This is a genomic window from Streptomyces sp. (assembly GCF_050698815.1).
Lineage (GTDB): Bacteria > Actinomycetota > Actinomycetes > Streptomycetales > Streptomycetaceae > Streptomyces.
Genome location: NZ_JBOHCV010000748.1, coordinates 1 through 12,144, shown reverse-complemented (window position 1 = coordinate 12,144; position 12,144 = coordinate 1). Strand labels below are relative to the sequence as shown.

Annotated in this window: 12 protein-coding genes; 5 read left to right on the top strand and 7 right to left on the bottom strand. The window is 71.9% G+C overall.

Going from position 1 to position 12,144, the window contains the following annotated elements:
* A partial coding sequence (locus ACRDP3_RS26565; protein WP_431519549.1) for a GMC family oxidoreductase occupies nucleotides 1-732 on the top strand: 732 nt, incomplete at its 5' end.
* 42 nt (nucleotides 733-774) lie between these two features.
* Here the strand turns inward: ACRDP3_RS26565 and ACRDP3_RS26560 are convergent.
* Nucleotides 775-1,365, bottom strand: coding sequence for a TIGR03086 family metal-binding protein (locus ACRDP3_RS26560; RefSeq protein ID WP_431519548.1), 591 nt, complete (start codon nucleotides 1,363-1,365; stop codon nucleotides 775-777).
* A gap of 146 nt (nucleotides 1,366-1,511) precedes the next feature.
* Between ACRDP3_RS26560 and ACRDP3_RS26555 the strand changes: the two genes are divergently transcribed.
* Nucleotides 1,512-2,645, top strand: a complete 1,134-nt coding sequence (locus tag ACRDP3_RS26555; protein ID WP_431519547.1) for an MBL fold metallo-hydrolase — start codon at nucleotides 1,512-1,514, stop codon at nucleotides 2,643-2,645.
* A 29-nt stretch (nucleotides 2,646-2,674) separates the two neighbouring features.
* On the opposite strand, the gene ACRDP3_RS26550 is transcribed toward ACRDP3_RS26555, so the two are convergent.
* A complete protein-coding gene (locus tag ACRDP3_RS26550) occupies nucleotides 2,675-3,595 on the bottom strand; it encodes a helix-turn-helix domain-containing protein (RefSeq protein ID WP_431519546.1) in 921 nt (306 codons plus the stop codon).
* A 413-nt stretch (nucleotides 3,596-4,008) separates the two neighbouring features.
* Here ACRDP3_RS26550 and ACRDP3_RS26545 point away from each other — a divergent pair, with 413 nt between their 5' ends.
* Nucleotides 4,009-4,710: a DUF4230 domain-containing protein gene (locus tag ACRDP3_RS26545; RefSeq protein WP_431519545.1), complete on the top strand. Its 702-nt coding sequence runs from the start codon at nucleotides 4,009-4,011 to the stop codon at nucleotides 4,708-4,710.
* On the opposite strand, the gene ACRDP3_RS26540 is transcribed toward ACRDP3_RS26545, so the two are convergent.
* The 5 genes from ACRDP3_RS26540 to ACRDP3_RS26520 all read right to left on the bottom strand — a co-directional run bounded on the left by ACRDP3_RS26540 (nucleotide 4,661) and on the right by ACRDP3_RS26520 (nucleotide 9,391).
* On the bottom strand, nucleotides 4,661-5,395 hold the full coding sequence (locus tag ACRDP3_RS26540; RefSeq protein WP_431519544.1) for a VanZ family protein: 735 nt from the start codon (nucleotides 5,393-5,395) through the stop codon (nucleotides 4,661-4,663). The genes ACRDP3_RS26545 and ACRDP3_RS26540 overlap by 50 nt on opposite strands.
* Before the next feature lie 113 nt (nucleotides 5,396-5,508).
* Entirely contained in the window at nucleotides 5,509-6,315 is an 807-nt protein-coding gene (locus tag ACRDP3_RS26535; protein ID WP_431519543.1) for an SAM-dependent methyltransferase, read from the bottom strand.
* A 96-nt stretch (nucleotides 6,316-6,411) separates the two neighbouring features.
* Nucleotides 6,412-7,572 (bottom strand): acyl-CoA dehydrogenase family protein, encoded by a 1,161-nt coding sequence (locus ACRDP3_RS26530; protein WP_431519542.1) that lies wholly within the window; start codon nucleotides 7,570-7,572, stop codon nucleotides 6,412-6,414.
* A 36-nt stretch (nucleotides 7,573-7,608) separates the two neighbouring features.
* The gene (locus ACRDP3_RS26525; protein WP_431519541.1) at nucleotides 7,609-8,394 is read right to left on the bottom strand and encodes a CoA-transferase subunit beta; all 786 of its coding nucleotides are present in this window, start codon (nucleotides 8,392-8,394) and stop codon (nucleotides 7,609-7,611) included.
* Nucleotides 8,395-8,473: 79 nt separating this feature from the next.
* The gene (locus ACRDP3_RS26520) at nucleotides 8,474-9,391 is read right to left on the bottom strand and encodes a CoA transferase subunit A (RefSeq protein ID WP_431519551.1); all 918 of its coding nucleotides are present in this window, start codon (nucleotides 9,389-9,391) and stop codon (nucleotides 8,474-8,476) included.
* 200 nt (nucleotides 9,392-9,591) lie between these two features.
* On the opposite strand from ACRDP3_RS26520, the gene ACRDP3_RS26515 reads away from it, so the two are divergent.
* A complete protein-coding gene (locus ACRDP3_RS26515; RefSeq protein WP_431519550.1) occupies nucleotides 9,592-10,569 on the top strand; it encodes a LysR family transcriptional regulator in 978 nt (325 codons plus the stop codon).
* A 101-nt stretch (nucleotides 10,570-10,670) separates the two neighbouring features.
* The gene (locus tag ACRDP3_RS26510) at nucleotides 10,671-11,903 is read left to right on the top strand and encodes an acetyl-CoA C-acetyltransferase (protein WP_431519540.1); all 1,233 of its coding nucleotides are present in this window, start codon (nucleotides 10,671-10,673) and stop codon (nucleotides 11,901-11,903) included.
* Nucleotides 11,904-12,144: the final 241 nt, after the last annotated feature.

The window sequence follows — 12,144 nt, the reverse complement described above, 5'->3', positions numbered from 1 at the left end:
CTGCAGTCGCCGCCGCTGCTGCGCCGCTCCGGCCTCGGCGGCCACCCGCGGCTCGGCCGGAACCTCGCCGTCCACCCGGCGGCCAGCGTCGCGGGACGCTTCGCGGAACCGGTCACCGCCTGGCAGGGCGTGCTGCAGAGCGTCGGCGTGGAGGAGCTGCACGGCGACGGCATCCTCATCGAGGCGACCGCCGGGCCGCCGGGCATGGGCTCGTTCGTGCTGCCCGGAGTGGGCCGCGAACTGCGCGCGGAACTGGAGGGCGCCGGGTCGCTCGCCACGATCGGCGCGATGATCGCCGACCAGCCGTCGGGCCGGGTCATGGGCGCCCGCAGGAGCCTGCTGCGCTACGACCTCACCCCCCGCGACGGACAGCGGCTGCTGCGCGCGATCGAGGCGATGGGCGAGCTGCTCTTCGCGGCCGGCGCCGAGGAGGTCCTCACCGGCATCCCCGCCGCCCCGCGGGCCCGGTCCAAGACCCAACTCGGCGAACTGCTGGGCGGGGTGAGCGCCCGGCAGCTGCACCTGTCGGCGTTCCATCCGACCGGCACGGTCGCGCTGGGCGCCGACCCGCAGACCGCCCCGGCCGACCCGGAGGGCCGACTGCGGGGCGTGCAGGGCGTGCTGGTCGCGGACGGCTCGGCGCTGCCCAGCTGCTCGGAGGTCAACCCGCAGCTCACCATCATGGCGACGGCCCTGTCCGTCTCCCGGGCGGCGGCCGGCGGGGACGGCTGACCACGCGGGCCCGCGCACGGCACGCCCGGGCGGACGGCGGCGTCACCGCGCGACGGGCGTCCAGTCCGGGCGCCGGCCGCCGAGGGCGACCGCGCGGTCCAGCAGCGGGGCGTTCGCGGGCACCTCGACCACCGGGCCGAAGATCTCACCCCGGTCCTCCGGGGCGGTGGACTGCGACAGCATGTCGATCGAGGTGCGCAGGCTGCCGGGATCCGAGGTGTAGGGCTGGCTCGTGGCCCGGGCCAGGTCCCAGCCATGCAGCACGAGCTCGTTCAGCGCGACCACGCCGGCGACCGCGCCCGGCAGGGTGATGCCGCCGGCCTGGGTCTCCCCCTCCCACGCCGCCTCCTCGCGCCACGCCTCGGCGAGTTCGCGGAGCTGGACGGACAGACGGTCACGCCAGTCGTCCGGCAGCGGCGGCATGGGCGTGGCGGGGTCCGTGGCCGTGGTCTCACCCCAGTCCTTCCGCGCGGCGTCCCGGAAGGCGACGGTCAGGCCCAGCAGATGCTTCAGCAGGTCCTCCACCGAGTAGGACTCGCACGGCGTCGGCGCCGCCAGCTGGTCGTCGGAGACTCCGTCGAGCAACACCGTCACATGGCCGGCCTGCGGCCGTAGATCAATCATCGTGGTCATGCCGGTACCGACCGGCGCGGCGGTCAGAAGTCATCGGGAGTCTCGGAAGTCGTCGGGAGCCGTCGGGCGCGCGAGAGCGGCGGTCCCGGAACAATCCGGTGGTCAGGCTGCGTTCTGGAATCATCGGCAGAACGGGAGATCTTTCCATGAGCGGCGTACCCGGCTTCAGACCCGGCTTCAGACCAGCGGCCTTCGGCGCCGAGCCGTCGGGCGAACGGCTTGCCCGCATCGAGCGGTCACCGCACTACGACCCGGCGGCCGGCCGATTCCGCAATCCCGTCCCGGCCGGTACCACTCCGCAGCCCACCCGGGGCCGGGGCGACATGGCACGCGCACTGCTGCGCCGCATGGGCCGCAAACCCGCCGGCACCATTCCGCTGGCCCGCCCCGATCTGTCGGCGCCGCCCGCCTCCGGGCTGCGGCTGACCTGGCTCGGGCACTCCACGGTGCTCGCGGAGCTGGACGGCAGGCGGGTGCTGTTCGACCCCGTGTGGGGCATGCGCTGCTCGCCGTTCTCCTTCATCGGGCCGAAGCGGCTGCATCCCGCGCCGGTCCCGCTGGCGGCGCTCGGCCCGCTCGACGCCGTCGTCATCTCGCACGACCACTACGACCACCTTGACCTGCCCACCATCCGTGAACTCGCCGCGAGCGACGTACGGTTCGCCGTCCCGCTCGGCGTCGGCGCGCATCTGGAACGGTGGGGCGTGCGCCCGGACCGGTTCGCCGAGCTGGACTGGCACGAGTCGGCGGACATCGCGGGGCTGAGATTCACCGCGGCTCCGGCCCGGCACTTCTGCGGCCGCGGACTGCGCAACAAGCAGCGCACCCTGTGGGCCTCCTGGGCGGTGACCGGCCCCGGACACCGGGTCTTCCACAGCGGCGACACGGGCTATTTCCCCGGCTTCGCCGACATCGGCGCCGCGTACGGACCGTTCGACGCGACGATGATCCAGATCGGCGCCTACAGCGAGTTCTGGCCGGACATCCACATGACACCCGAGGAAGGGGTGCGCGCCCACCTCGATCTCACCGGCGGCCGCGGTGCCCTGCTGCCGATCCACTGGGGCACCTTCAACCTCGCCCCGCACCCCTGGGCGGAGCCCGGCGAGCGCACCCTGTCGGCCGCCGCGGACGCGGGCGTACGGGCGGCGGTACCGGTGCCGGGCGGCTCTTTCGAGCCGTCCGCGCCCGTCCTGCCGGACACCGCGTGGTGGCGCACCCTCACCGCCCCGGCCACCGCCGCGCCGGGCACCGGCGGACTCAACCTCGACCGGGCGTGACGCGGGGACGCTCGGGACGCGCGCAGCGCCTACCAGACCTGGCTGTTCTCGAGCATGCCGCGCAGGATCGAAGGGGTGCTGGCCGCCGGTGCGGCCGCCGTCACCAGGCGGTCGATCACGTGCCGGTAGTACTCGACGTCCTCGCGCTCGGCCGGGTAGGCGGCACTGATGAGCTGCTCGAGGTAGATCACGTCGGGCAGCTCCCGCTGGGGCAGGCGCAGCAGCGTGACCGGACCGCCGGCGGCGGCGTGCCCGCCGGCTTCGAACGGCATCACGTGCACGGTCACGTGCGGCAGGTCCAGGACGCTGATGAGGTGCCGCAGCTGGCCGCGCATCGTGCCGGGACCGCCGACCGGGCGGCGCAGCGCGGCCTCATCGATCACCGCCCACAGGTGCGGGGGCCGCCGGCCGTACAGGATCCGCTGCCGGCGGATCCGGAAGTCGACCCGGCGCTGGAGCTGTGCCTCGGAGGCGCCCGGGTGTCCGAGCTCGATGACGGCGCGGGCGTACTGGGGGGTCTGCAGCAGCCCGGGAACGAACTGGACCTCGTACCCGCGAATGACGCTCGCGGCCTGTTCCAGTCCGAGGTAGGTGTGCAGCCAGTCGGGCACCACGTCTGCGTAGGCGTGCCACCAGCCGGGAAGGTTGGCCTGGGCGGCCAGCTCCCGCATCGTGGCGTGCTCGATCTCGTCGGTCACGCCGTAGATGGTGAGCAGGTCGGTCACGTCCCGCTCCTGGCAGCCGGTGTGTCCCCGCTCCAGCCGTTCGATCGCCACGGCACAGGCCCGGATGGCCTCGCCGGCCTGCTGCCGGGAGATGAACTGCGCCTCCCGCAGCCGGCGGAGCCGCTCGCCCAGCACCTTCCTGGGGACCGCGGGCCCGGCGAGGCCGCTGTCCGCGACCCGGCGTTCGGGCGGGCCGCCGGGACCGGACACCTCGGTCAGGCGCATGCTCTCGCTCCCGCGTGCAGTGAACGCATGGGTCTCGCCACAGTGAATACGTCTCCGCTCCGGTCCATTCCTCCTCGCGCGCGGCGCGAGGGGTACTTTGACTGTGCCACAACGCTGTACGTCCCATTCCCGCACATGCCCCTGTCCAGTCCCCGCCAACGTGTTTGCGTGAGGGGGCTGTTGCGCAAGGAGCACAAGGGACGGAATGTACGGCCTGTGGCGCCGTTCGGCCAATACCGGGGGCCGGAGATCTTCATGACACCCGCATGAGGGCCGCAGGCGTCACCGAGGTTCCTTCGTGGACCAGGCCTTTCCGCCCGGAGGCGGAGCGCCGGGCGGCTCATGAACCGAAAGCGCCGGGGCATACGGGACGATGTCGCGAAGTCCACTCGAGCTCCGGAGGGGCAGGTCACATGTCACCGTCACCGCGTTCAGCCGAAACCCGCAAGCGCCCGCCGTGGTGGGTCACCGTTCCGCTCTCTCTGGTCCTGCTGATCGTCCTGCTGCTGGTGGTGGGGCAGCTGAATCTGCTGCCCCAGCTGCGCAACCCCTTCGGGACCGAGACCAAGGACCGCACCGGGCCCGTACTGCTGAAGTCCATCCAGGACATGAGCCGTTACGAGGCGGCGTCCGGCTCCTTCCAGGTCGTCGTCGACCTGGACAAGGACGCGAAGTTCCTGCCGGACGCGGTACTCGGCAACCGAACCCTCTTCGTCGGCAAGGGGAGCGTCGGGGCGTACGTGGACCTCGGGAACGTCGGCGAGAAGGCGGTCAAGGTCTCCAAGAACCGCAAGGCGGCCGCATTGACGCTGCCGCACGCCCGGCTGGAGAAGCCCGCGCTGGACGCCGAGCGCTCCTACGCCGTGACCAAGGAGCGCGGGCTACTCGACCGGCTCGGTGACCTCTTCTCCGACAATCCGGGCGACGAGCGGGAGGTGCACAAACTCGCGGTGCGCCACATCGGTGACGCTGCGCAGAAGAGCGACCTCACCGCCCGTGCGGAGAAGAACACCAGGAACATGTTGCGGGAGCTGCTGCGCTCCCTGGGCTACGAGAAGGTGTCCGTCAGCTTCGCGAACGGGTCCGGGTCCGGGTCCGGGTCCGGGAAGAGCTGACCGTCCGGCGGTGCCACCAGTGAGGACGGCGCGGGTGCACCGCCCGGCCCAGCCACCGCCCGAGGATGAGATAGCCGAGCATGGCGCCGGTGGAGTTGAGAATGACGTCGTCGATGTCGAAGGCCCGGCCGGTGACCAGCGCCCCCTGCACCAGCTCCACCAGCAGCATGACCACCGCGGTCGTCAGGATCACGCGCAGCAGCCCGCGGGTGCGCGGCGCCAGCACCGGCAGCAGCGCACCGAAGGGCATGCCGAGCACGATGTTCCCGCCGAGCTGCTTCAACGTGTCGCGCAGGGCGGGCTGCGAGAGGTAGGCGCGGATGGAGTCGCCCGGCCGCAGATTGCTGTGGGTGAGCGACTCGGACGCCGCGGACGGCTCCAGCGTCAGCCGGGACAGCACGACGGCGAATCCGACCATTGCCGCGAACGCCGCCAGCAGGATCAGCACACGCGCCACCAGCGGCAGCTGCTGCTGGGTGAGCGAGCTGTCCCGGGCGCCGGCCCGCGGCTTGCCGACTGTCTTCTTGGCCGTCTTCTTGGCCGTCTTCCCGGGTGTCCTCTTGGTCGTCTTCGAAGAGGTCTTCTTCGGAGTTCTCTTCGATGTGCCCTTCGAGGCCTTCTGTCCTGTCTTTCCTTTCGCCGTGGTCTTCGCCTTCCTGCTCATGTCGGTCAGGAACGTCAGCACGTGACTCGCACCCCCGGAGGGTCGGTTCTGTTCTCGCCACCAGTTACCCCCGGTCAGCCCGACCATGCGCGACCAGGCCGGAAGCGACGCGCGGGCCTCACCGGTTCACGGCGTCACGGCTTGCGCGCCACTCCCCCGTACACGGGGAACTCCGCGTCGGTGATGTCCGGTCGCGGCTCGCGCTCGTCCGGGTGCCAGCGGTGGGCCACCACGACGCCCGGGTCGACCAGGTCCAGGCCGTCGAAGAATCTGGTGACCTCCGCACTGGAGCGGATCTGCCCCTCGGTCACGGTCGACTGGTAGGCCTCGGCGACCCGGGTGAGCAGATCCGGGTCGAAATCCGCCGTGGCGTGGGAGACGACGAGATAACTCCCCGACGGCAGGGCCTCCATCAGCCGGGCGACGGTCTCGTACGCCCCGCGCTCATCGGTGATGAAGTGCAGCAGCGCGATGAGGGAGAGGGCGACCGGCTCGTTCAGGTCGAGCGTCTCCCGCAGCTCGGGCGCGGCCAGAATGCTGTCGGGGTCGGTGAAGTCGGCGTGCACATAGGCGGTGCGGCCCTCGGGCGTGCTGCGCAGCAGCGCCTGTGCGCACCGCAGCACGATGGGGTCGTTGTCGGCGTAGACGACCCTGGCGTCCGGGGCGGCGCTCTGGGCGACCTGGTGCAGGTTGGGTTCGGTCGGTATGCCCGTACCGATGTCCAGGAACTGCCGGATGCCCGCCTCCGCCGCGAGCCAGCGGGTCGCCCGGTGCATGAACTCCCGGTTCAGCCGGGCGCCCAGCACCACGCCCGGCCACACCTTGACGACCGCCTCGGCGGCGGCGGCGTCGACGTCGTAGTGGTTCTTGCCGTTCAGCCAGTAGTCGTAGACCCGGGCCGAGTGCGGTCTGCTGGTGTCGATCTCAGGTCCGTCGGTCACTGCCCCGCCCCCTTGGCGCTCCGTTCACTGGCGACACACTGTCTCACCCATGGTGCTCCCGCGGCAGCCTGGAAACCCGCCGGAGCGCGGGTCCCCTCACGTCATGGCGTTCACGCCTGTGAGGGCGCGGCCGATGATCAGCTTCTGCACCTGGCTGGTGCCCTCGTAGAGGGTGAGCACCCGGGCGTCCCGCAGGTACTTGCCCACCGGGTACTCGTCGATGAAGCCGTAACCGCCGAAGACCTGAAGGCAGTTGTTACTGACGCGGACGGCGGTCTCGCTGGCGTGGTACTTGGCGACGGAGGCGTCCGTCGCGTACTCCTTGGGCGCCGCGCCCGCGTCGGCCATCCGGGCCACCTGATGGGTGAGGAGCCGGGACGCCCGCAGGTCCACCGCGGAGTCGGCGAGCAGCTCCTGCACCAGCTGGAAGGAGGCGATGGGCCTGCCGAACTGGTCGCGTTCGGCGGCATATCCCAGGGCCGCGTCCAGCGCCGCCTGCGCGAGCCCGACCGCGCCGGCGGCGACGGAGATCCGGCCACGGGAGAGTGCGCCGAGCGCGATGCCCAGGCCCCGGTCCGGCGCGCCGAGCCGGGCGGCGTCCGGGACCCGTACGCCCTCGTAGGTCAGCTCGGCGGTCGCCTGGCCGCGCAGCCCGAGCTTGCCGTGGATCTCGGTGGCGGTCAGGCCCGGGGTGCCGGTGGGCACCAGGAAGGCGGTGATGCCGTTGTCGCTGGTACGGGCGAAGGTGAGCGCGACCTCGGCGACGGTGCCGTTGGTGATGAACATCTTGGCGCCGTCGATCACCCAGTCGTCACCCTGCCGGGTGGCCCGGGTGGTCAGGGAGCCGGCGTCGGAGCCGGTGCCGGGCTCGGTGAGGGCGAAGCAGCCGAGGGCGTCGCCGCCGACCAGCCGCGGGATCCACTGCTCGCGCTGCTCGTCGGTGCCGTGGGCGGCGATGGTCTTGGTGACCAGGCCGAGGGAGACGGAGACGATGCCGCGCACGGCGGAGTCGCCACGTCCCAGTTCCTCGGTGACCAGCACGTACGACAGCAGGTCGGCGTCGACGCCACCGTACTGCTCGGGGATGGTCAGACCCAGGAAACCCAGCTGCCCGAGCCGCTTGACGATGCCGGGGTCGACCCGCTCGGCGCGGTCCCAGTCGCGGGCGTGCGGTGCGATCTCCGCGTCGACGAAGTCCGCCGCCATGGAACGGAAGTCGCGCTGCGTCTCGGTGAGACCGAAGTCCCTTGTCGTCATGGGGGTTCCTCCTGGAGCGGAAGGGTCGCGGCGGTCTCAGCGCAGGTAGACGCGGTCGGGGTCGACGTCCTCGCGCAGCAGTGCGAGTTCGGCGGCGGTCGGTGCCCCGATGACGGACACCTCCTCGGCGGTCTGGAGGTCCCAGCCGGTGGCGGCACGGACGTCCTCGGCGGTGACGCCGGGGTGCACGGCGGTCAGCCGCAGCTCCTCGCCGACACCCTCCCGGGCCAGGATGCCCAGCTCGGTGATGACACGGGTGACTCCGGCGCCCAGCGGGCGGATGCCGTCGGCCAGCGCGCGGTCGGGGCCGGGCGAGGTGCAGAAGTCGAGCTCCTCGGTGAAGGAACGCGGGTCGTGGCGGCGCATGACCACGAAGACCTCCCGTGCGTTGGCCATCACCTCGTTGGCGCCGCCCGAGCCGGGCAGCCGCGCCTTGGGGTGGTGCCAGTCGCCGATGACGGAGGAGTTGAGGTTGCCCCACTTGTCGATCTGGGCGGCGCCGAGGAAGCCGACGTCGATGCGGCCGCCCTGGAGCACCGAACCGAAGAGCGCGGGCATCGTCAGCACCGCCTCGGCGCCGGTGATGAGCACGGCGTCGGCGATGGTCTCCGGGAGGTGGGAGGGATGAGCACCGCATACCCCGGACTCGTAGACGATCTCCAGTCCGGGGGCGACGGTGAGATGGGCCAGCGAGGCGGCCAGCGTAGGGAGTCCGATGCCGGCGAACACCACGCGCCGGCCCGCCAGTTCACGGGAGGCGGCGACGGAGAGCAGTTCGGAGGGGGTCATCCCGGAGGCGGTCGTCTCGGCCTGTGCGGTCATGTCGGGCTCACTTTCCTGCGGCGGGTGGCCGGGCGGTTCGGTCCCCGGCCGGTCATCGGTGAGTCGAGGCACCGGCGCGTCACTGCCGCCGACCGTAGTTGACCGGCAGGCTCATCGCCTCGCCGACCGCGAGCCCGGCCCAGAACTCCTCACCCAGCCGCTCGACGTATTCGGCGTGGTCGCGGGTGCCGTACACCCACTCCGCCAGCCAGGCCGTCAGCCGTTCCTTGTCCTTGCTGATCTGCGACCAGCCCCGGTAGAAGGCGTTGTCCCGGTCGTAGTAGCCCTGGGCGAAGGAGGGGTGGGCGCCGCGGGGGCAGGCGACGACGGCGTCCACCGCGTGCGCGGGGATGACGGTGCGGTTGGGGTCGGAGCGTATGACCTCGTCCTCGACGACCTCCTCCACCACGACGACGGCCTTGCGGGCGGCGTAGACGGCCTCGGCCTGGATGCCGGTCAGACCCCAGATCTGGGTGTTGCCGGAGCGGTCGGCGCGCTGGGCGTGCACGATCGTCACGTCGGGGTTGACGGGCGGCACGACGTAGATCTCCTCGGTCTCGCCGTCGGGCCCGGGGTAGGGCGAAGTGACCTTGCGCAGTGCGGTGTTGACCCCGGTCAGGTCACTGCCGCCGTAACTGCGCAGCGGGTAGAACGGCAGCCGGTGCGCGCCCGCGAGGTAGCGGCAGATCATCCCGTAGTGGCTGTACTCCTCGAAGCGGAGCGGCTCGGGCTGCCCGCTCTCCACGCGGCGGCGCAGTTCGCCGAGTGAACCGGCCGAGGAGTTGCCGACGAAGGAGGAGACCAGTCCGGAGACGCAGCCGGCCGCGAGCATCTGGTCGACCACGATGTCGGCGGTCATCCGGATCACCGTGAGGTCCCGGCGGCCCTGCCGGATGATCTCGTGCCCGGCGGCGGTGGGGATGAGATGGGTGAAGCCCTCGAGGGAGACGGTGTCGCCGTCCCGCACGTACGCGCCGATCGCGTCCCGCATCGTCATGACCTTGCCCTCGGCGGCTGTGTCCTCGGCGGCGGTCTCCACGGCGTCTCCTTCGGGTTCGCGGGTGCGGCGGCCCGGACGGGCAGCACCACCGTCCCACCCCCCATTGATTGGGGTCCAATACCGAATTAAGGTCAGTTTGAGACGTGAAACTGATAACTGGGCGGCGGAGCCGTCCGCTCCGGGAAGCGGGAGCCCTCGTGGAACTGCGCTATCTGGCCTCCTTCGTGGCGGTCGCCGAGGAACTGCACTTCGGCCGCGCCGCCAAGCGGCTGCACATGGCGCAGCCACCGCTGAGCCAGCAGATCCGGCAGCTGGAGAAGGAGCTGGGGGTGCAGCTCTTCGAGCGCAGCACCCGCTCGGTGCGGCTGACCAGTGCCGGGGAGGCGTTCCTCGAGCCGGTCCGCACCGTCCTGGCGGATCTCGAGATCGCCACCCGGGTGGCGAAGGCGGCCGGGCGCGGTGAGTACGGACGGGTCAGCGTCGGCTTCGCCGGGGCCTCCAGCCACGCCACCCTCCCCCGGCTCACCCGTGCGGTACGGGCCGCGCACCCGGGCATCGAGCTGGTCATGCGCGGCCAGACCTACGCGAACCGCGCCCTGGCACGGGTCGCCGACGGCTCCCTGGACCTGGGCTTCGTACGGCTGCCGGTGACCCAGCCCGGGGTGGCGCACCGGGTGATCGCCGAGGAGGAGCTGATCTGCGCGCTGCCCTCGGACCACCGGCTCGCGCGACGGCGCCGCATCTCGGTCGCCGATCTGGCCGGCGAGCCGTTCGTGAGCTTCCCCGCCCGGTCCGGATCCAGCCTGCGCGACGTCGCCGTCGAGGCCTGCGAGAGTGCCGGGCACCATCCGCGGATCGTGCAGGAGGCGCCGGACTCGTACACGATCCTGGCTCTGGTGGCGATGGGCGTCGGGGTGACGCTCACCCTGACCTCCTGCATGCACATCCAGCAGACCGGCCTCGTCTACCGCCCGCTGAGCGGGCCGCCGGTGCTGCTGCGGATGGCGCTGGCGTGGCGTACGGACAACCCTTCGGCGGCGCTGCGCAGCGTCCTGGACGTGGCCGGGGAGGCGCTGCCCGCACCACTGCCGGCGCCGTCGGTGCTGCCGACGACCGCACCGGCGTCCGGGCCGGCGACGACTGCCCCCGGTGCGGATCCGGATTCCGCCCATTAAGTGCTCGCCCGTATCAGTCCGAGGCACATCGGATATTGGACCCCGATCAATGGGTGGTGGCAGCGTGATGCTGCCCCGCACCGAGCCAGGAAGGCCGCTCCATGTCAGCGTCAGCTCAGTCCGATGTCGTCATCTGCCAGCCGCTGCGCACCCCGATCGGGCGGTTCGGCGGCGCCCTGGCCGGCCAGCGGCCCGCGGCGCTGGCCGCACACCTCATCTCCGAGGTCGTCGCCCGCAGCGGCATCGACGGCGCGCGCGTCGACGAGGTGATCCTCGGCCACGCCTATCCGAGTGCCGAGGCCCCCGCCATCGGCCGGGTCGCCGCCCTCGACGCCGGGCTGCCGCAGACGGTGACGGGAAGCCAGACCGACCGGCGCTGCGGCTCCGGGCTGCAGGCGGTGCTGGACGCCGCCATGCAGATCCGGGCGGGCTTCAGCGAAGTCGTCATCGCGGGCGGCGTGGAGGTGATGAGCGCGGCCCCGTACTACACGCATGAGGGCCGGTGGGGCATCAAGGGCCCGGGGCTGCAGCTGCACGACGCGCTGGCCCGCGGCCGGGTCACCGCGGGCGGCCAGCACCACCCGGTGCCGGGCGGCATGATCGAGACGGCGGAGAACCTGCGCCGCGAGTACGGCGTGAGCCGCGCCGACCAGGACGCGCTGGCCCTGCGCTCGCAGCAGCGGGCCGCCCGCGCGATCGAAGAGGGCTGGTTCGCGGAGGAGATCGTGCCGGTCACCGTGCGCGGCCGTAAGGGCGAGACCGTGGTCTCCGTGGACGAACACCCCCGGCCGGACACCACGGCCGATCAACTCGCCGCGCTGCGCCCGGTGCTGGGCAAGACGGACCCGGAGGCGACGGTCACGGCCGGCAACGCCAGCGGCCAGAACGACGCGGCCGCTCTCTGCCTGGTCACCAGCGCGGAGACGGCGCACCGGCTCGGCCTCACACCCCTGGTCCGGCTGGTCTCCTTCGCCCGGGCCGGCGTGCCCGCCAAGACCATGGGGATCGGGCCGGTACGGGCCACCGGTGCCGCCCTGGAGCGGGCCGGGCTCGCACTCGCCGACCTGGACCTGATCGAGCTCAACGAGGCGTTCGCCGCCCAGGTCCTGGCCTGCACAAGCGAGTTGGGCCTGACGGCCACCGACCACGAGCAGCGGATCAACACCTGCGGCTCCGGCATCTCGCTCGGCCACCCGGTGGGCGCCACCGGTGCGCGCATCCTGACGACGCTGGCCCACCAGATGCGGCGCACGCAGGCACGGTACGGACTGGAGACGATGTGCATCGGCGGCGGCCAGGGGCTGGCCGCCGTCTTCGAACGCGTCGCGGACTGAGGCGTACGCCCTGCGCATTGATACACGGACCGTCTCACTGCGTCAGGGATTCGGTATTGGACCCGTCTCGGACTTGGCTGGCACGGTTACCGCCGTCCAGTCTTCCCGTCCCCGGCACAGCACGGAGCCGCCGCATGAGTGCGCCTCTCACTCAGGAGCAGAGAAAGACCGCCAACCGCGCGGGAATCGGAGCCTTCATCGGCTCGACCATCGAGTGGTTCGACTTCTACATCTACGGGAC

Excerpts from the sequence above, each read along its gene's own strand:
- ACRDP3_RS26525 (WP_431519541.1), bottom strand. The coding sequence starts at position 8,394 with ATGACCGCACAGGCCGAGACGACCGCCTCCGGGATGACCCCCTCCGAA.
- ACRDP3_RS26555 (WP_431519547.1), top strand. The coding sequence starts at position 1,512 with ATGAGCGGCGTACCCGGCTTCAGACCCGGCTTCAGACCAGCGGCCTTC.
- ACRDP3_RS26550 (WP_431519546.1), bottom strand. The coding sequence starts at position 3,595 with ATGCGCCTGACCGAGGTGTCCGGTCCCGGCGGCCCGCCCGAACGCCGG.
- ACRDP3_RS26510 (WP_431519540.1), top strand. The coding sequence starts at position 10,671 with ATGTCAGCGTCAGCTCAGTCCGATGTCGTCATCTGCCAGCCGCTGCGC.
- ACRDP3_RS26545 (WP_431519545.1), top strand. The coding sequence starts at position 4,009 with ATGTCACCGTCACCGCGTTCAGCCGAAACCCGCAAGCGCCCGCCGTGG.
- ACRDP3_RS26560 (WP_431519548.1), bottom strand. The coding sequence starts at position 1,365 with ATGACCACGATGATTGATCTACGGCCGCAGGCCGGCCATGTGACGGTG.
- ACRDP3_RS26520 (WP_431519551.1), bottom strand. The coding sequence starts at position 9,391 with ATGACGATGCGGGACGCGATCGGCGCGTACGTGCGGGACGGCGACACC.
- ACRDP3_RS26530 (WP_431519542.1), bottom strand. The coding sequence starts at position 7,572 with ATGACGACAAGGGACTTCGGTCTCACCGAGACGCAGCGCGACTTCCGT.